Raw genomic sequence first — 19334 nt, forward strand, 5'->3', positions numbered from 1 at the left:
TTACACGTCGAATTTGTAACCGGCGCCACGGATCGAAAGAATTATCTTCGGATTCGCCTGGTCGTCTTCCAATTTTTTACGCAGGTTTACAATGTGATTGTCAATCGTGCGCGTGGACGGCATGTTTTCCGGAGTATAGCCCCAGATTTCCTGCAATAGGTCTTCACGCAGAACGACTTCGCCACGCTTGCTCCAGAAATATTTGAGAATCTGGAATTCGCGGGCAGACATTTCGAGCGCAACGCCATTCTTGCTCGCTTCGTACTTTTTGAAGTCGAGATGGATACCCTTGAAGTCCACAATGTCTTGCTTGACAGGTTCTGCCGAAGCCGCATTCGAAGATACGCCTGTACGCGGACCGCGACGAAGGAATGCCTTGACGCGGGCGAGGAGTTCCAAAATGGAGAATGGTTTTGTTACATAGTCGTCAGCACCCATTTCAAGGCCTGTTACCTTGGAGGTTTCTTCGGTCTTTGCGGTCAGCATGATGATGAACGTGTCCGGGTGCTTTTTGCGAATATACCGGCAAACTTCAAAGCCACTCTTCTTTGGAATCATCAAGTCGAGAATGACGAGGTCCGGAATGAACGAGTCCGCTTTTTCAATGGCTTCGTCCCCGTCACCTGCGGTTTCCACGATATAGTTTTCAAGCTCAAAGTTGTCCTTGAGCCCGAGCCGGATGATCTCTTCATCTTCGACAATCAAAATCTTGTTGTTTTCCATGATCTATTCCGCCTTTTTGAGTTTCACCGTAAAAGTCGAACCCTTGCCAGGATGACTTTGCACAGAAATACTCGCTTTGTGAGCTTCTGCCACGCGTTTGACAATCGCAAGTCCAAGGCCGGAACCTTTGGTGCTGCGCGTCATTTCGTCGCCGACGCGGTAGAAGTCGTTAAAGATATTCTTTTGCTCGGAAGGTTTGATTCCAATGCCTGTATCTGTTACCGAAAATACGATTTTTTCATTTTCTTCGGCAACTCGGACGGTCACTTTTCCTGGTGGATTCGTGTACTTGATCGCATTTTCGATTAAACCCTGAGCGAGACTGTAAAGGGCCGTGTTGTCGCCCATGATGTAAGAACCCGGTGCGAGTTCCTTGATCATGGTAATGCCGCGATTGTCTGCAATATCCATGGTCGCTTCAAAAACGCGATTCACACATTGCGACAGGTCGAGTTTTTCCCAATGGAAAACCTGCTTTCCGGTTTCCATGCGGGTGTAGTCCAAAATCGCAGCAATCAGATTCTCTAAACGGGTCGATTCTTTACCGATGAGTTTGGAATATTCTTGACATTTTTCAATCTTTTGAACACGGCCGTTGGAAATCATTTCGGCGAACATTTTGATCGAAGTCAGCGGTGTTTTGAGCTCATGCGACACTGACGAAAGGAAGTTCGTCTTCATCATAATGAGCTTGCGTTCCTGCGAAATGGATTTTAAGATAAAGAAGGATCCGAGCAAAACAGTGAGAAGCGAGAATGCGACAAGGCCGGAAAGCAAGAACATCTTGTGGCGCGCTTCGCTGTATAGTTCTTCCGTATCACGTTGATATAAAGTCATCGACCAGCCGAGTCCTTCGCCTAAGTCCATCTGTTTGGAAATCACCGCATTCTTTCCCGGAGCATTGCTCAGAATCACCGAATTGCGGCTGTCTGTAATGGAAAAAAGAACGTTCTTCCATTCGCGGGAAACATCGGCAAGCTGATTGCGCAGACGATTTTGGTAAGGCTCCGCATCGACCATTCCAATCAGGACCTGATCGCCGGAAAGCCAAGGGTAGGCCATGCGGAAGAAAAGGGTCGAACCGTCTTTCTTGTAATGGATTCCGCTTTTTGCTTGGATTTCTTCGTTGGCAAAACGCTGCAAAAATTCTTGGTGCGTCGCAAAGGCTTCGGCGTGTTCCAGCTGACGGTTCAGGTTTTCACGCAAGTTCCAAAAGGCGTCGCGTTTTTGCTGGGAAAGATCTTCAAAGGAAAGAATCTGACTTAGAGCGTTGTCAAAAAAGAACTTGGCGCTGCCGATGTCCTGCATCGAATGGCCTTCCAAAAAATCCGAGAAGAGCTTTAAGCAGTAATCTTCGGCAAGGGCGTGCTTTTTCTGCTCCACGAAAATTTCAAACTTGAGATAGCGCAACGATTCGGTTAAGTTATTTGAAAGATAACCGTGGACATTCGGAATTCGTTCTAGGACGTCGATGATGCGAATCGCTTCGTCATAGTGCTTGTGCCGGTAATGCAGACGCAATAGACCGAGCAGATTCAAGATCTGGTCTTGCGGCATAAAACGGGCCGGCTGCATTAGAATCTTGTTGCGGATTTCTTCGATTCCCTTCTCGTTCGCTCCGGTCAATTCGAAATGGAGCATGTCTCTTTCGAGGGATCCTGGAATGGTGGTCGGCGGATCGAGCTTGGACGGTTCCCGGTGAATGGAAATGCTCGGGAAGACGAGAGCGTTCTCGTTAAAAACGAAAGTGGCAGCAATGCCTTTTACTTGTCTAAAGGAAGGCGCTTTGTCGAATTCGAGGAGTTTTTGAGGCTGTTCGTAAAGGTAGATCGACGCCGCTTTCGTTTCGCTCAGAATGGCGAGCTGTTCTTTTTGAACGGCTTGAATTGCCTGCTTTGAAAAAGAGGCTTGGGCGTTTTCAAAGCTTTTTTCTGCAAGAAGGCGCTCGTTTTGAACGTTTCGGAAACTGAGAAAAGCAAGGATAGCCGTCGGAATGATAATTCCGCAGAAAAAAAGCGCAATAAAGATGCGATTGTTCTTCGGAAGTTTCACGGTATCCTTTTTGAGTTAGTATAGTTGACCCTTAAAAAGTCACTTCGCGAGCGCAGGATAAGGAGGTTCGCCGTTTTTATTCACCCCTTCCCGGCAAAGGAAGCAACAGTATAGCCATTCCAACAGGACAAAAAAGCGCCTCATGGCCCTCTTGAAGTTGAACGCCGCTGCTGCAAGCTTTGCATTGAGCATGTCGCCAAAGATTCCCTTGTAGAAATTTCTACCCATACGGTGGTCGCTTTTCAGGTGGCCGTTGATAGGCTCGATGCCTGCCCTCTTGCAAAAAAGCTTGTGAGCCTTTTCCTTCTGGTAGTAAGTCGCGTTTTTCTTCGGGACGTCCGGTATCACGATCTTTGTCGTTCCGGATTCCTTTTGTCCGCGGTAGCCTCGGTCGCATGCGGCCTGGCTCGGCCTGAATCCAAGCATTTGTTCAACATGGTCAAGCGTATCGTCTATCGTATGTCCGTCATACTCGTCCCGGAACGAGACCGCGCCGACAATGATGCCGCTGTAGCTCCGGGCGATTGACACCTTGTTGCCGAACTCGTATTTCTTGTGTTCCTTGCCCTTGCCGATGCATTTTACTTCGGGTTCGTGAAGCGAATAGACCTTGTCCTTGTCGCATTTCTTCTGTGCCAGAACTTTTTTGAAAAGCTCGATTTTTTCTTTGTACGTGTTCAACAAGTTCTTGCTGGCGAGATTTCGCTCTAATTCACGGACGAGCCGTCCCGCGATTGTCTTCAGCCTGCGATCTGCCTTGTGAGCCTTCTTGCCGTTCTTCGGGTGATTGCGGAAACGCTGGTCACGATGGACCTTCTTCAAGGTTCTCTTGTAGGACTGTCTTTGCGGAAGATCATGCTCTTCCACGATCCTCTGTACCTGTTCTATTATCTTGTTCGCAAGTTTGGCGTCTGTAGGGAACGTGATGTTCTTTTCCTGCACGGTCGTGTCAAGAAAGACCGTGCCGCATCCTGTCGGTCCTTGTTTATCGTGGTCATCGTTGACGAGGATACTTTCCTTGAGGATCATGTCCATGCCCGCTTCGCCAATCATGTGCCGGAAGTGAACAAGTTCGCTCGGGTCGCAGGGTTGCTCCGTCGAGAAGAACCGTTCTCCGCAAAAATACTGGTAATAGGCGTTTTCCTGAAACTGCTCCACGACGGACTCGTCCGATACGTTGCGGATGTGCTTCAGGATGATGAGCCCGGTCATGAGACGGATCGGCTTGTTCGGCGCACCCATTTTGTCGTCAAACCGTTTCGAAAACTCGGTCTCGAACTTGTTCCAGTCAATCTTGTTCGCGAGAACGTAGAGGGAATGCTTGTGGTTCAACTGCTCCTCAAGGGAACAGAAAAGGCTTGTCTGTGCGTGGGATTTTGGCGGTCTGTACATAAAAAATTGCAAGGTTTTCAATCATATTTTAGAAAACCTTGCAATATTTTCACAGGGTAGAAATCAGTTTTTCCCAATAGTTATGCGGGCTGGGCGGGATTTTAAGGGACGACTAGTATAAGATTCGAACAAGCGAGGAAAGCTTGACCGGACCCAAGGCTTCCGCAATCTGATCGGCAAGAGATGGGTTTAGTACCAAAACGATTGCAAAAGCGAGAAGCACTGCGACGAGGATAGCGAACACCCAGGCGCAGTACATCCATATCCGAAACTTCATTTGACGAGGCTAGCCTTGTGCGTAATGGAAACGAGACTGCCGAAGTCGATTCGACGATCGCCGTAGTAAGATTCACGCACGAGAATCACGGCATGTTTTTTGCTCAAGGTCGTCACAATACCGCGGGCGAGAAGGCGCGGCGGAATCAGTGCATCGGAACGGTCCTTTTCCCAAATGGCAACGCCATCGCCGAGGGCGTAACCGTTTTCAGAACCCTGATCGATCATCACATAACCGTACGGTCCAACGACCTGGCTCTTTTCCAAGGAGTAGCGGACAATCGCCATTTCATCGACCTTAGCGGTTTTAACCGTGTCATAACCAACGACGTTGATCGGTTCAAACGGCTTTTGAATACGGGCCTTGGCCGTTTCCATCTTGATTTCGTACATAGTCTGCAAAATGACTGCACGGGAAAGCGTATCGCCCACATCCGTGATGCGGGCAAGACCCGTATAGCGGAGAATGGCCGCCTTTTCGTCCTTGCGGATCTTGGTTGCAGGCAAGTTGGCACGATGAGCGTCCCAGATTTCGACCATGTCGCCGACGTGGGCCTTCTGTTCGGTATTCATACCGATGCCGATGACCACTTCCTTTTCGGCGGTGTGTACAAGTGGTTCACGCTTTTCGCCGGAACGGATTGAAAGCCAGTTCTTGTCGTTCTTGATTTCCTTCGGGGGCATGACGATCGGTGCAAGCACCTGATAGAAGCCGTTGAAGGTCTTTGGCTGTGCACGCTGGGAGTAGTAGTAAGACGTTCCCTTTGGTTTGCTCGGCTTTTTCTTCTGATGTGCGGTGTCGTTCGCGAGCTTCCCGAGCATCTTTTCGAAGTTTGTGTTTTCGTTTCCGGCACAGCCGCTAGGAACGGTCACGCCCTTCGGAAGCGTCGAATCCGGTTTTGCGGTCGCGCATGGAGCGGACTGTTTCGGAGCCGGCTTTTCCGAGGTGTCTTGCGCTTCGCCCAAATAGATGGAGTCACCCGGATAAATCCAGTGCGGATCCTGGATGTGCTGGTTGTTTTCCCAAAGGTCGGGCCAAGCAAACGGATCCTGCAGGTATTCATCGGAAATATCCCAAAGGGTATCTCCTTCCTTGACGAAATAGGCACTTGCGGCAAGGGCTGCAAGGCCAAGAGCAATAGAAATGCTTTTAATGTGCCTCATATTCATCAATTTAACCTTTTTATGAGCAATCGGTAATTTTAACGACGGCGCTTTTGGGTAAAATGCACTATTTCTGAGGGCTCTTCTGCGTGGAAACTTTGATTTTCACGGCGCTTGATGACCTTCGTTGAACGCTCTTCGTGGCGTCCCAATAAACCTGCGCGGTCCGGAACGAATAGGAAGAGCACCTGGAAAAAGTCTTTGCCCGGTTCGATGTCGAGAGGAATGATCTTGCGCAGCATATAGCCTTCGCGGCGGAAACGTTTGATTTCCATGGCGGCGACGGTCAGGTTCGAAGAATTCAAAAGAATGCGTTCCGGACCTTGGGCGGCGAGTACCGGAATCACGTTCCCGGCAAGAGCCTTGCCGTCTGGTGGATCGAGGTAGACCGTCCATTTTCCTTCCTTGAATTTTCCGCTAAAGAACTTGGGGAAAAATTCTTTGTCGACCGTGGATTGAATGTAGCGTACGTTCGGTGTCTGACGGGAAACCTTGCGAGCGTCCACAGCGAAGGTCGCTGCAAAATGCGGAGCGAGCGATTCTGCGATGTAACCCGTGCCAGCATAGCATTCGAGGAACTTGTCGTCTTTGGCCGGATGGATCGCTTCGCGGATACGCTTGGGAAGTCCGATCCAAGGTTCCTTGGCAAGCGGAGTCCAATCGATGATGTTGAACGTTTTACCGGTTCCGGCAATCGGAAGGTAATCGCTGCCGAATCCCTTGTGCAAAGTGATGTGCGAGCCGGGAGCCGGATGCGCAGGGTCAAAAACTTGAACCGGGCGAACCTGCATCTGGTGGCAGCAGAGAATTTCTTTGGAATGTTCATGCTGCAGATAGTTGAGGAACGTTTTGAATTCGCGGGTTGCTTCTGCGGTATGGAGAATGTTCTGGACCGCAATGCCGTAACGGCCGTCGCCTGTAGCGCGGAACCAGATTTGCAGAATGGACTTGCGGAATTTTTGCAAGTGCGGCTTGCGGATCTGGGCGTCGATGTCGAGGACAATCTTCGGCGGCTTTGCGCCTTTATACGGCCCCTCCAAGGAAAGGACTCGGTTCGTCTTTGTCAGATTCTGGGTGCGGATTCGCCAGTCGCTTGTTTCGGACTTGGACGGTACGCTGTACCAGCTTTGGATTTTTCCTGGGATACGATTGTCGAGAGCCCACTGTTCGAGGTAAGCTTTTTTCGCTTCGAGGTCAGAAGGGACTGGACCCAGAGATTTCTTCTCGGGTTCTTCTTGGACCTTTGCCGGTTTGCGGCTCCAAGTGCCGCGGTTATCCAATTTTTTTCTTTGCATAAATGATGGGGTTAGACGATAAATCGCGGATAGCGCCAGGTGCAATCCCTGGAGGGAAGCGTGGGGAATTCGCGGAATGAGCCTTTGAGGTTGTACATGTTCGGGCAACCGTCGACAGGCGAAAGGGAAATCAAAGAGTCTGCGTGATTGGCGAGTTCCGTATATTCATCCGGGTTCATCGCCGTGATGACAGCGGAACCGGTGAGAGCGATGATCGTATCGATCATAAGCAAGAGTGACTGCTGCGGAGGCATGCTGTTGCGGACCGCTTTCGGGTTATGCAGAATCGCGGAAATCGGATCGATGATGATGGCACCGTAATCGTGATCTTCGAGCTTTTTTGCACCTTTGACGCGCTTGGCGATATACTGCGCCATTTCGAGCGGAGACTGCGCAAGTCCGCGGAGGTTCAAAAAGCCAAAGCCCGGAATCGAAGGGTTCAACCCGCGGGAAGCCGCCACGGTAAAGAGACGGTTCAAAAATGCAGAACGGGTGCTTTCAAAATTCACAAAGAGAACGTCGGTCTTGTGCGTCACAAGACCCATCCAGTCTTCGCCATGGGAAAGCGAAAGGGCTAGGTCCATCAAGGCAAAAGATTTGCCCGCCTTGGAAGGCGCTGTAAAGAGCATCATTTCACCGGCTTGCAGAACATCGTCGATCAGGAGGCGGTCCTTTTTCGGAGCGTCGTCGCTGTCGCTTGCAAGTTCAATCAAAGGCTTGCCGTCCAAGCAGAATTCGACCCAGGTCTGCCAATCTTCAAAAGTTTTGGCGCCTTGTTCAAGGCCGATCAGGTACTGTTGCTTTCCGTTGCGGAGAACGCCCGGAAGGCGCACCATCTGCGTCGGATTTGGACCGTTCGAATTGACGTGGAAACCCTGTTCTTCCAAAGTTTTGAAAAGGTATTCGACGCGTTCGTCGTATTCTTTGCGTGATTGCGCATTGACCTTGATCCAAGCTTGCACGGAGTTTGCACCAGTGCTGACGAGGGCTGCGCACGGCAGGTTCAGAGCCTTGTAATAGGCGAGCTGCTTTGCGAGGCTGATCTCTGGATTGTCGATGACCGCATAACGGTAGCGGAAGGCTTCATCTTCGCCTTCAGGCCCGTTTGTCGCATTGATTGAAACGAGAGCCCCGTCCGGTCCGTCCAAGGCCTTCATGATCTTTTTGATGCCGTCCGCCTGGGCGAGAAAGTCCGAAATCAGGACCTGCGTCGCTTCCGGGGTGTTGGACATCTTGTAGTCGATGGATTCTTCCGGCTTAAAAAGCGCATTCAAAAGCTTGGCAAAGTCTAAGCGCCAGTCTGGAGTCGGCCATGGAATGTTCAGGGCTTCCGGATCGATGCGGTGATTTTGCAAAAGTTCAAGAGCCTGGGCGTCAAGACCCATGGCGAGAACCTGTTCGAGGGAAATCGCACCTGCGATAATCGGCTGTGTGGCAATGCCTTGTGCAGGGATTGCAGGCATAGCTTGGGTCGCTTGTTGCTGCGGAACGGCAGGAGCCGGTTCTGTCGAGACTTCCCGTTCGCGAGCGCGCTTGTCGGCAGCATAGGCACGGCGGATAGTCGCATCGGATTCATCTTCCGCAAGGCCTTCTTCCTTGGCGTGTTCGCCAAGCTGGAAGGTTGCTTCCATGTAGGTCATGCCGACTTGTTCGGCCGCTTCAGCCGCTCGGAAAAGTGCACTCTTGAGCTCTTCCGGTTTGTGCTTGCTGCTTAAAAACAAATTGATTATCTGACGGGGATTTTCCATACGGATGAAATATAATTTTATTCGACTTTGCGGAATTCTGCGGAGATTTTTAGCGCGTCACATTCCGAATCCAGCTTTTTTTCTCGACTCGCCAGACCAAAATGGGGAATTTGACGATCTCATCCAGCCGAAGCATCAGGAAAATCATCGCATAGGAGAGCCCCCATTCAAAGCCGGCGAGGTAGCCGAATGGAATGGAAAAGATCCAGAGCGTTCCGATGTCAAGGATCGATGTGAACGTAGTATCGCCTCCGGCTCGAAGAATTCCGACAATCGCGGGCGATGTGTAAGATTGCAGTAAAATCATAATGCACTGGATGCCGATGAAAGTCTTGGCGAGCTCGATCGTTCCGTGGGGAATCGCATAGAGCGTAAGAATTGGATCCTTGAAAATAAAGAGGCTTCCTGCCATGAAAGCTCCCACAAAGAATCCGGCGAGAATCAGTGTGTTCGCATAACGCTTGGCGTCTTGCAGGTTCTTGCCCGAACCGAGAAGGTTCCCGATAATCGGGGCAGAGGCTCCAGCGACGCCGAAGATAGAGACAAGGGCCATTTGCTGCAAGGTTCCGACGATGCTTGCCGCAGCGACGATCGTCGAATTTAAATGCCCAAGAATTACAGACTGCATGGCGACACCGATGGACCAGCCAGTTTCGTTGATGACGACCGGGATACTGTAGTGCAAAAAGTCCTTGAAGAGAACGGCGTCAAAGTGGAACATCTTTTTGAAGCGAAAATGCAGATGGCACTCCATAAAACGCACATACACAAGGAGTGCAAAACATTCCGCGGCACGGGCAATCACCGTTCCCATGGCAGCACCTTGCACACCCAAAGCGGGAATTCCAAAATGCCCAAAAATCAAAGTCCAGTTCAGGAATATGTTTAGCACAAAGGCGCTCAGGTTCACAATCAAGCCCGCCTTGACTTCGCGCGTGCTGCGCATCAGCATAATCATCGTATTGCTGAAGCCGTAGAAGAAATACGCAAAACCCTGGATCCGTAAATATTCCGCTCCGATATCGATCAGTTCCGGCACGTTCGTAAAGAGCTGCATGACCAGCCGCGGAAAGAGTGTTGTCCCAAGCCCAAAAAGAAATGAAAAAAGGACACCGATACAGATGGTAATCGAAACGATTTTCTGAATGCTTTCGGCATCGTGCTTTCCGTAGTACTGCGCCACGAGAACGCCGCCACCGCTTGCAATGCCAAACGAAAGCATCGAGAAGATAAAGAACGGCTGACTTGCGAGCGTTACCGCACCAAGGGCCGCTTCCGAAAGACTGCCGACCATCATGTTGTCAGCGAGCGAAAGAGAAAACTTGATGAGGTCCTGCAGGGCAATCGGCAAGGCGAGTCCGGCGAGGACTGCAAAAAAGTGAGGCTCTAAAATGAATTTTTTAGAGAGCTTCAACAGTTATACTCGAGCAGCGACAATGTCTTCGCCAGAATAGTGCATGATTTTGTACGCGTAACCCTGTTCGGTCAGGAACAGCTGACGGTTCATGGCGAATTCCTGCTCCTTCGAATCCTTGGTGACGAGCGAGAAGAAGTGCGCCGGACGACCGTCTTCCTTGGGGCGAAGAACGCGGCCAAGACGCTGGGCTTCTTCCTGACGGCTACCGAACGTACCCGATATCTGAATTAGGATGCTTGCGTCCGGAAGGTCGATGGCGAAGTTACCGACTTTCGAAACCATCAGGTTGCGAAGTTCACCGCGGCGGAAAGCGAGGTAAAGTTTATCGCGTTCCTTGTTCGGCGTCTTACCGGTGATTAGCGGAATGTTCAGCTTTTCGGAAAGTTTCGTGAGCTGTTCAATGTACTGGCCGATGATCAGGATACGGTCTTCCGGTTCGTTGTACTGAGCGATCAGTTTTTCGACGACGTCGTCCTTTTGCTCGTTTGTACTTGCGATGTTGATTTTGTCGCGGTTTTGGGCGAGCGCATACTTCATCTTGAGTTCCGGATTCATCGTGACGCGGATTTCGCTACAGTCGGCGGTCGCAATCCAACCTTGGGATTCAAGGACCTTCCATGGAAGATCGAACTTTTTGGGTCCGATGAGGGAGAACACTTCGGTTTCCTTGCCGTCTTCACGCACGAGGGTTGCCGTAAGACCGAGACGTCTTGTCGCCTGCATTTCGGCGCTGAAACGGAAAACGGGAGCCGGGAGCAAGTGAACTTCATCGTAAATCATGAGGCCCCACTTGTGTTCGCTGAAGAGCGGGAAGTTGACGAGCGGCTTATTGATATCGCTCTTATTTTCTTCGGCTTCTTCCATTTCTTCGTCGGTCTTTTTCAAACGCTTGCGCTGTGTCAAGATTTGGTATGTGGCGACTGTCACCGGACCGATTTCCTTGACATCGCCCGAGTATTCCTTCACCTGGTCTGCGGTGAGGGTCGTCTTGTCGAGAATTTCGCGAATCCACTGACGGGCTGCGGAAATGTTCGGGGTGAGGATGAGCGTGCGGGTCTTCATGAGGACCATCGTCGCCATGCCGATCACGGTCTTACCCGAACCGCAAGGGAGAACGATCACGCCCGAACCGCCCTTTTCAGAACCGGAGGCGTAGAATATTTCGGAAGCTTCCTTCTGGTAGCTGCGGAGAGTGAGCTTTTTACCGGCCAAGGTTTCCTTTCGGAAATCGACTTCGAGCGGATCGCCGGCGACGTAGCCTGCGATGTCTTCGACCGGGAAGCCGTTTAGCGTGAGAGACATCTTGAGAATGCCACGCTTGTTCGGGTCCACGTAAGCCTTGTCTTCACCTTCAAATTCGATAAGGCAATCGGCCACGTTCGGAAGCTTGGTGATTTCTTTGAAAAGAGCTACATCGGTCGATTCCAGGCAAAGGCCTTTGTCGTTCTTCACGAGCTTGAGCATACCGTAACGGCCCATATAGTCTTGGACTTCCGTGACGACAGTTTCTGGGATCGGATATTTGCTCTGGGATTCAAGACGGGCTAGCACATCTTCGGCGGTAAGACCCGTCGATGCGGCATTCCACAAAGAAAGATGGGAAATTCGATATGTATGTAAATGTTCCGGACTCTTCACGAGTTCGGTAAATGGAGCAATGGCATCTCTGGCTTCAATGTAGTGCGGATTGTGCACTTCAACGAGAATTTCCAAGTTGCTCTGAACAATAATAGCGCCTTCGGGATTCATAGGCGCCAATTTTAGAAAAATATGGCGAAATTGGCGAAGTAGAGAAGTTACGTACTGAAAAAAATAGTTCTTCCGGGAAAAAACTATCTTATTTGCGTATGCAGCCTTTACGTATAATTTCTTTTTCTTTCTTAGCCCTCGTCACCTTGTTGACGACGGGATGTATTACGACGACGATTCGCAACTTCAGCATGACCGCATCCGAAGCGCCAGAAGTCCACGGGGCAAATACCGAGCAGGAACCATTTTCCGCATTGTGGCGTTTTACCGGAAAGGTCCGTTATAACTTTCAAGAGGATGTGGATATTACCGATGACACATATAAGGATGGTTCTCTCGACGATCTGTTCAGTGATGATGTGATAATGGTGAAGAAGTCGACATATAGGATGGGCGGGGTTGACTTCAGCGGGAAAATCGATTTCTTGTACAAAGTCGGCTGGTTTATGTGTGGGGGCGGACTCGGTTATAAAGATGGAGCGTTTTTCCACACCACGCTAGGTGCCAATTTTTCACATTTTGAATTAGGCGCGTTCCTTGGAGTGTACAACCAATATAGCGAGATGAGTTACGAGATCGAAAAGGATGATGAAACCGATTGGGGATATGATTCTGATTTTAATGCCTCTCTCTTTGGAGGCGGCTATGCCGGATTTTATTTGGAAAAGCTCTTTTTCAATCTCAGTGTCAGTGCTTACGAGCCGAATCCTAAAATCGAAGACATTCGGCTGGGTGTCCCTACTATTACGACAGGATATCTGACGGCTGGGTACCGAATCAATCGCTGGGTAGAATTCAGCGTCGGGGGAATTGTGACTTATACCTCCGAGGAATTCAATGGGGGCGTCACCAGCGGGATAAGCCTTTATCTGTAGTCGGGGCGTCACCCGGGATTGCCACGCCCCTTTGGGCCTCGCAATGACATGATGGATTGTCACTCGCGAAAGGCGAAGCCTTGAAGCATTCCACAAAAAAAGAACCGGATTCTTTCGAACCCGGTTCTTTAAGAGCCACCCAGCAGATTTGAACTGCCGACCTGCTGATTACGAATCAGCTGCTCTACCAGCTGAGCTAGAGTGGCATAACGCGCACAAATGTAGCAAACTTTTTGAAAAAATGCTATATTTATTTCAAAATTTTTTTAAGGACCTAAAACATGGCCAACAATATGCCGAATAATATGCCGAATGCGGGAACTTCCGCCTCCGGTTCTGATATGAAGGAATTTTTTATCCAGCACGGGGTGAAGGTCGGGGCTATTCTCCTCGTCGTCATTTTGGTTGTGATAGCCATTATTCATTTCCAGGGTTCCAAGAACAAGGCTGACGCTGCTCAGGCAGAACTTCTTGGTCCGGCTCTTGCCTATGAATATACGGGGAAGAAGGATAGCGCTCTTGCCGCATACGAAGAACTGATCGTTTCGAAGCAGTTGAAGGGGGAAACCCTCGCCAAGGCCGCACTTCTCGCTGGCAATATCCGCTTCCAGAACGGCGAATTTGATAATGCTGCCATCCTTTACCAGAAGGCTTTGGACAATGCGGGCTCGCTTCCGCTGATTCGTGGCGGAGCTCTTCACGGTCAGGCCGCTGTTGCAATTGAAAAGAAGGATTACGCTGCAGCAGTGAACCTGCTTGAAAAGTTTATCGCTGAATTCGGTAAGCGTACGGGCGATCTTGAAGACCGCTACGAAAAGCTCGAACCGGCAGACCAGGTTCCGACTGTGGCTGACGCTTTTTGGAAGCTCGCCCTCGTTTACAACCAGATGGGTTATCCGGATAAGGCAAAGACTGCCGCTGAAAAGATTCTCAAGAATTACGGCGACAATCAGATTTATTCCGACCGCGCAAAGAAGTTAATTGCGACGCTCTAATTTTTAAAAGAAATCATGCAGAAGCTCGCCGGCGAATGCTGGCGAGCTTCTTTTGTCGTGTCATTTCGATAACCACGCCTTCGCTCGTTACCATTACCCCTTCAATTCCTTTGTGACAAATATGTCGCAAAATTTCAGTTCGCCTTCCAAAAAGTCCCTGCTACGGCAAAAAAAACGGGTGCAGAAAAATCGGCAAAAAAAGGTCTACTTCTAAATTTTTCTCAAAAATTTTAACACTGGAGAAAAAGATGTCCGACTACGTTCAAAATCTGTTTGCAGATCGCATCGGTGGCAGTTCCTTTGGCAAGGGAACAGTCCTGTACAAGTTTGAAAAAATCAAGCGCGCCCGCCGTCAGGCGGAAAAGGATCACCCGGAAACGCCGATCATCGATATGGGCGTCGGGGAACCGGACTGGATGGCGGACAAGGTTGTTGTCGAACGCCTTTACGCCGAAGCGCAAAAGCGTGAAAATCGCGGTTACTCGGACAACGGCATTTTGCCGTTCCAGGAAGCGGCTGCACATTACATGGATCAGGTCTTTGGTGTCAAGGACCTCGACCCGCAGAGCGAAATTTGCCACTGCATCGGTTCGAAGCCGGCTCTCGCCATGATTCCGCAGGCGTTCATCAATCCGGGCGACGTCGCGATTGTGACCGTTCCTGGGTACGGAGTCCTCGCTACGATGACGCGCTTCCTCGGCGGTGAAGTCTATAACCTTCCGCTTCTTAAGGAAAACGACTTCCTTCCGGACTTGGATTCGATTCCGGCGGATATCGCAAAGCGAGCCAAGCTTCTTTACATCAACTACCCGAACAATCCGACGGGTGCGGTCGCCTCTGTGGATTTTTTCAAGAAGGTGATTGACTTTGCAAAGAAGAATGAAATCATCGTGATTTCTGACGCGGCCTATGCGGCTCTCACCTTCGACGGTTATGCTCCGCTAAGCTTCCTCTCCGTTCCGGGAGCAAAGGAAGTCGGAGTGGAAATTCAATCGCTTTCGAAGGCTTTCAACATGACCGGTTGGCGCCTCGGCTTTGTCGCCGGCAATGAAAAGGTGGTGAAGGGATTCGCTTGCGTGAAGGACAACAATGACTCCGGTCAGTTCAAGGCGATTCAGCTCGCTGGCGTAGAAGCGCTTTCGAACCCGTCGATCACGGAAAAGACGGTCGTAAAATATTCCCGTCGCCACGGCCTGCTAGTGAAAGCTCTTTCCGAAGTCGGCTTTAAGGTCTCGAAGCCGAAGGGAAGCTTTTACCTGTACACACAGGCTCCGAAGGGAATCGAAGGGGGTGAAACCTTCAATACCGCAGAAGACTTCTCGCAGTGGCTCATTCGCGAAAAGCAGATTTCGACCGTGCCTTGGGACGATGCAGGTCACTTCATCCGTTTCAGCGTAACGTTCATGGCTGATACGGAAGCGGAAGAAGTCGCTTTGATGGAAGAAATCAAGCGTCGCCTTTCCGGCTCGAAGTTCATTTGGTAAATGCTTTGCTAAAACGAAGAAGCGCGACTTTTGCAAGCCGCGCTTTCTTTTTAAAGGAGAAAAATTTTACGGGAGCATCTTGTTCAAGATTTCTTGAAGCTGCTCAAGACTCTTTTTGGACGAGTCGCTGAAACGGTAGAACGTGCCATCCTTGTTCACGAGGAAGATGACCGGGACGTAGCCCGTTCCGTAACGCGGACCGAACTTTGCGTTCACATCCTGGAAAATTGGAAGCGAAGCGTTGAACTGGTCGATGAACAGGCGCACATCGTTCTTCTTGATGCCGCTGCCGACAGAAATGCCGATGCCGTTCAAACCTTTTTCTTCGTACTGCTTGATCAACGTTTGCATGTGCGGGAAGTTTGCCTGGCAATGCGGGCACTTCGGGCTAAAGTAGAAGATCATGAGCGGTTTGTTCGAAAAATGGGAAAACAGCATTCCCGGGTCGCTGATCCCTGCGAGAGGAATCGTAAAATCAATCTTCATCGTGGTGCCGGAAGAATCCTTCATCAGTTCCGGCGCGTTCTGCTTGGCTTCTACCTGTGCGAATACGGTTGCTGCAAAAAGAGCAATCAAGGAAAAAGCTTTTCCCATAAATCTCATTCAAAAACTCCTGTGATGACAGGGAGTAAAATACAAAAGAAATTGCGAAAAAAAAGAGTTTTCTTCAGGTTTTAAATTTTCCTACATTTTAAATCACATGGCACGACTTCTCAAAATTTGGACGGTCCTTCTTTTTACGCTCTGCGCAGTGCTGCTTGCGGACGAGGGAAATTCCGTGCAAACGACTGGAAGGAAGCTCGCTGACGGAGGCATTCTTCTTCCGCGTGAATCCAGTTACCAGGGCAAAGGCTTTGGCGTGGGAATTGGCGGTGGGGCACTTTTCCCCAGTGGAAAAAAATGTAAGGCACTTGCTCAGTGGCAGGGGACCGGGGAATACGCGTATTCGCAGTATGTGAGCGCAGGCGTCTCTGTGCGCATGTATGGCGGCAATATCGATGACGAAATTTCGATCATCTATCAGCGTTATCACAGCCACGTGCGCTTGCATTACCTGGTGAATCCGAACTGGGTGCTTTTTGCTGAACCCGCGTTTGGTTTTGAATCGACTTCTTTGGACGAAATCCGCGGCAAAAACTCGCCGGGAACGTCTTTTGCGACAGAGGAAGAGGTGAACAAGGCTGTCGGCTGTGATAATGAATATTCTTTGGATGGCGCTTCGGGCGCGTTGACCCTGGGTTCTGGCTTTGCGCTTAGCGAAAGTTGGTCTGTAAACGGGGCGGCGGGCTACGAACAAAGCTGGTCGGGCGTCGGTCAGCTGTCGATCAGTCTTGGATTTGGGTTTAACCTGCGCAATAACGTGGATTACCTCAAAAGGAACGTCCTCGGTGCGTGGATTGCCTTTGAAATGGTCGCTCGCCGCTATTTTTCGAACGAAACGGGTGACTGGGGCGTGGCCAATATGATTGCGCTGATTTTAAACATTTGACGATTTTTTAGCCTTTTGCTATATTTGGGTTCCCCATGTACAGTGGGGCCCTCCTGTATCTATGGTGGATATGGGCTGAAGTCCAAAGGGATTTTATGAAACAGTACGAAACAATGGTGCTTCTCGACGCCATGCTCTCTGACGACGTGATTGCGTCTGAAGTTCAGAGCTTCGCCGACAAGATTACCGCAGCAGGCGAAATCCTTCGCCGCGACGATTGGGGCAAGCGCAAGCTCGCTTACGAAATCAAGCACAAGACTCACGGCTACTATGTGATCTTCTACTACAAGGCAGAAGCTTCCGTGGTTGCAGAACTTGAAAACATCTTCAAGCTCGACGAAAACGTTCTCCGTTGGATCACCCTCGTGGATTATCCGATGTCTGAAGTCGTCTATGACAAGAACTTGAGCCAGACCGAAGATGTGACTCCGATCGACGCTGAAGAAGGAGATGCTGAATAATGGCTTTCGAAGATAAGAAGAACAATTCTCGCGTTCGTCGCAAGAAGACCTGCTGGTTCACCGAAAATAAGGTCCAGTACATCGATTATAAGGACGAAAAGGTCCTCCGTCGCTTCATCTCTGAACGTGGCAAGATCATTCCTCGTCGTATTTCCGGCACGAGTGCCAAGTATCAGCGCATGCTCGTCGAAGCTATCAAGCGCGCACGTCACATGGCTATTTTGCCGTTCGTCGCAGACACTCTGCGCTAAGGAGCAAAAATGGAAGTTATTCTTAAAGCCAATGTGCCGAACCTCGGCAACATGATGGACGTGGTGAAGGTAAAGAACGGCTATGCCATGAACTACCTCATCCCGAACAAGCTCGCTATCCGTGCTACGGAAGAAGCTAAGAAGAAGATTGCTGAAAACCGCGAAGCGATGGAAGCTCTCTTCAACAAGGAACTCGGCGCTGCACGCGAAGTCGCTGCTAAGCTCGCCGAAGTGACCGTCAACCTCTCTCGTCGCGTTGTCGAAGGCGAACGCCTTTATGGTTCCGTGACGGCTGCAGATATCGCTGACGAAATCACGAAGCAGGGTATCAAGATCACCCGTGCTCAGGTGGCTCTCGCAGAACCGATCAAGCAGCTCGGTGTCTATCCGGTGACCATCAAGGTCTTCGGTGAAGTCTCCGCTGAAGTGAAGGTTTGGGTCGTCAAGGCTGACTAAGCTGAAACGTTCCTTTTCAAGCTTTGAAAACAAAAAACCGTCCCTTTGGGACGGTTTTTTGTTTGCAGTCCTATTTTTTGCTATTTTACAAGCAAATGCATAAGTTTGCTCTTTTACCATTGTTTGCGGCTCTGTTGTTCGCTTCTTCGGCGAATGCGCAGGTCCGTGATTTGTTTGCCGAATTTGAAGAAGAAACCAAGACGGCGGATTCTGCCGCTACGGTCGCACCCACTTCGTCAAGCTCGGACAGTTCGAGTGTCCTAGCGAGCGAAGTGCCGCAATCCAGTTCAAGTGAGGCGGCATCCTCCTCTTCGAGTCTTCGCAATGACGGTTCTTCTTCGAGTGTCCTTGCGAGCGAAGTGCCGCAATCCAGTTCAAGTGCGGCGTCTTCCTCCTCTTCGAGTCTTCGCAATGACGGTTCTTCTTCGAGTGTCCTTGCGAGCGAAGTGCCGCAATCCAGTTCAAGTGAGGCGTCTTCCTCCTCTTCGAGTCTTCGCAATGACGGTTCTTCTTCGAGTGTCCTTGTGAGCGAAGTGCCGCAATCCAGTTCAAGTGAGGCGGCATCCTCCTCTTCGAGTCTTCGCAATGACACTTCATCTTCGAGTGTAGCCGTGTCTTCGTCTTCGATTTCCCGTCGAGATATCTTGGGACCGACCAAGGTTTCGAAGGTTTACAGTATCGACGAAATGAAAGGGCAGTACAAGAGCCCGCGTAAGGCTTTGTTCTTCTCTCTTGTGATTCCTGGCTCGGGGCAGCTTTATGTGGGCGGTTCCACTTTCAACTACGTCCGTGGCGCGGCCTATCTTGCGATTGAAGGCGCTCTGTGGGGCGGTTGGTACTACTATTCCGTTCACAAGTACAACAAGCAGGTGAAGCGTTACAAGAAGTTTGCCAAGAATCATTACAGCGCTTATACGTATGAATCCAAGATTCACGATCTGTACAACAGCTTGGATGATTCGGACGAAGAAGCGGAATTCATCGAAAGATATCTGTCAAACCGTGAAACGTACTGCAAGTCTATTTACGGAAACGCTTCGACCAACGGTTGCTATGTCGAAGGCAAGGAACTCACGAACGACAAGAATCACACGAATCATGTGAACGGATCGTTCAGCCTGTACAATTCAGGTTCGTATTATTCCACCATTGCCGGTTCTGCCTATGTGCTCGGCTGGGATGACGTAGAGGATGAAGCGGCCGCATCCGCGCTTAACCTTTCGGATAATGATGCAGAAACCGTCGCTTTGGGAACTTCGACAAATTGGAAGACTTACCGCAGCATGCGCAACAAGGCGAACGATTATGCCGACATGCAGGCGTGGTTCTTTGGCGGCTTGATTTTGAATCATATCGTGTCGGCTCTCGATGCAGCCTGGTCGGCGCATTCCCACAACAAGGTTCTTTACGAAGAAGAACTTTCCTGGTATGACAAGCTCCATTTTGAAGGCGGTTTCATTCCGATGAATTCGCAGTCGATGGTGAACGTTTACTTTAACTTCTAGAC

The 19334-nt window shown here is 50.2% G+C and carries 18 protein-coding genes and 1 tRNA gene; 8 read left to right on the top strand and 11 right to left on the bottom strand.

The genetic code is table 11. The features are described 5' to 3' along the window. The 9 genes from BGX16_RS11150 to BGX16_RS11185 all read right to left on the bottom strand — a co-directional run bounded on the left by BGX16_RS11150 (position 1) and on the right by BGX16_RS11185 (position 11816). Positions 1-723, bottom strand: coding sequence for a response regulator transcription factor (locus tag BGX16_RS11150; protein ID WP_100426099.1), 723 nt, complete (start codon positions 721-723; stop codon positions 1-3). A gap of 3 nt (positions 724-726) precedes the next feature. After that, positions 727-2775 (bottom strand): sensor histidine kinase, encoded by a 2049-nt coding sequence (locus tag BGX16_RS11155; protein WP_100426100.1) that lies wholly within the window; start codon positions 2773-2775, stop codon positions 727-729. Between the two features lie 39 nt (positions 2776-2814). Further along, the gene (locus BGX16_RS11160; protein WP_198514820.1) at positions 2815-4167 is read right to left on the bottom strand and encodes an IS5 family transposase; all 1353 of its coding nucleotides are present in this window, start codon (positions 4165-4167) and stop codon (positions 2815-2817) included. Between the two features lie 112 nt (positions 4168-4279). Further along, positions 4280-4444 carry a hypothetical protein gene (locus BGX16_RS14695; RefSeq protein WP_157798001.1) on the bottom strand — a complete coding sequence of 55 codons (165 nt, stop codon included), beginning with the start codon at positions 4442-4444 and terminating at the stop codon, positions 4280-4282. Further along, positions 4441-5607, bottom strand: coding sequence for a LysM peptidoglycan-binding domain-containing protein (locus BGX16_RS11165; RefSeq protein ID WP_100426849.1), 1167 nt, complete (start codon positions 5605-5607; stop codon positions 4441-4443). The genes BGX16_RS14695 and BGX16_RS11165 overlap by 4 nt, the downstream gene beginning before the upstream one ends. 38 nt (positions 5608-5645) lie before the next feature. Continuing rightward, positions 5646-6902 (bottom strand): class I SAM-dependent RNA methyltransferase family protein, encoded by a 1257-nt coding sequence (locus BGX16_RS11170; RefSeq protein WP_157798002.1) that lies wholly within the window; start codon positions 6900-6902, stop codon positions 5646-5648. An 11-nt stretch (positions 6903-6913) separates the two neighbouring features. Continuing rightward, the gene (locus BGX16_RS11175; RefSeq protein WP_100426102.1) at positions 6914-8650 is read right to left on the bottom strand and encodes an AAA family ATPase; all 1737 of its coding nucleotides are present in this window, start codon (positions 8648-8650) and stop codon (positions 6914-6916) included. Between the two features lie 49 nt (positions 8651-8699). Continuing rightward, positions 8700-10064, bottom strand: a complete 1365-nt coding sequence (locus tag BGX16_RS11180; RefSeq protein ID WP_157798003.1) for an MATE family efflux transporter — start codon at positions 10062-10064, stop codon at positions 8700-8702. Between the two features lie 3 nt (positions 10065-10067). Then, positions 10068-11816 (bottom strand): DNA repair helicase XPB, encoded by a 1749-nt coding sequence (locus BGX16_RS11185; RefSeq protein ID WP_100426104.1) that lies wholly within the window; start codon positions 11814-11816, stop codon positions 10068-10070. Positions 11817-11914: 98 nt separating this feature from the next. Between BGX16_RS11185 and BGX16_RS11190 the strand changes: the two genes are divergently transcribed. Next, entirely contained in the window at positions 11915-12691 is a 777-nt protein-coding gene (locus BGX16_RS11190; protein ID WP_100426105.1) for a hypothetical protein, read from the top strand. A 133-nt stretch (positions 12692-12824) separates the two neighbouring features. Here the strand turns inward: BGX16_RS11190 and BGX16_RS11195 are convergent. Further along, positions 12825-12897 (bottom strand) — tRNA-Thr (locus BGX16_RS11195). 75 nt (positions 12898-12972) lie between these two features. Between BGX16_RS11195 and BGX16_RS11200 the strand changes: the two genes are divergently transcribed. Further along, positions 12973-13686 (top strand): tetratricopeptide repeat protein, encoded by a 714-nt coding sequence (locus BGX16_RS11200; protein ID WP_241899547.1) that lies wholly within the window; start codon positions 12973-12975, stop codon positions 13684-13686. Positions 13687-13934: 248 nt separating this feature from the next. Further along, positions 13935-15170: an LL-diaminopimelate aminotransferase gene (locus BGX16_RS11205; RefSeq protein WP_100426106.1), complete on the top strand. Its 1236-nt coding sequence runs from the start codon at positions 13935-13937 to the stop codon at positions 15168-15170. Positions 15171-15236: 66 nt separating this feature from the next. Here BGX16_RS11205 and BGX16_RS11210 read toward each other — a convergent pair whose 3' ends face one another. Next, on the bottom strand, positions 15237-15764 hold the full coding sequence (locus BGX16_RS11210) for a TlpA disulfide reductase family protein (RefSeq protein ID WP_241899548.1): 528 nt from the start codon (positions 15762-15764) through the stop codon (positions 15237-15239). A 106-nt stretch (positions 15765-15870) separates the two neighbouring features. On the opposite strand from BGX16_RS11210, the gene BGX16_RS11215 reads away from it, so the two are divergent. The 5 genes from BGX16_RS11215 to BGX16_RS11235 all read left to right on the top strand — a co-directional run bounded on the left by BGX16_RS11215 (position 15871) and on the right by BGX16_RS11235 (position 19332). After that, positions 15871-16659 carry a hypothetical protein gene (locus BGX16_RS11215; protein ID WP_100426108.1) on the top strand — a complete coding sequence of 263 codons (789 nt, stop codon included), beginning with the start codon at positions 15871-15873 and terminating at the stop codon, positions 16657-16659. 95 nt (positions 16660-16754) lie between these two features. After that, a complete protein-coding gene (gene rpsF / locus BGX16_RS11220; protein WP_100426109.1) occupies positions 16755-17120 on the top strand; it encodes a 30S ribosomal protein S6 in 366 nt (121 codons plus the stop codon). After that, a complete protein-coding gene (rpsR, locus tag BGX16_RS11225) occupies positions 17120-17371 on the top strand; it encodes a 30S ribosomal protein S18 (RefSeq protein WP_100426110.1) in 252 nt (83 codons plus the stop codon). Before rpsF ends, rpsR begins: the two co-directional genes overlap by 1 nt. A gap of 9 nt (positions 17372-17380) precedes the next feature. Continuing rightward, positions 17381-17827, top strand: coding sequence for a 50S ribosomal protein L9 (gene rplI, locus BGX16_RS11230; RefSeq protein WP_100426111.1), 447 nt, complete (start codon positions 17381-17383; stop codon positions 17825-17827). Between the two features lie 95 nt (positions 17828-17922). After that, complete coding sequence (locus tag BGX16_RS11235; RefSeq protein ID WP_100426851.1) at positions 17923-19332, top strand: DUF5683 domain-containing protein; 1410 nt, start codon at positions 17923-17925, stop codon at positions 19330-19332. Positions 19333-19334: the final 2 nt, after the last annotated feature.

Origin of the sequence: Hallerella succinigenes, from assembly GCF_002797675.1 — a bacterium.
In the GTDB taxonomy this organism is placed as follows: domain Bacteria; phylum Fibrobacterota; class Fibrobacteria; order Fibrobacterales; family Fibrobacteraceae; genus Hallerella; species Hallerella succinigenes.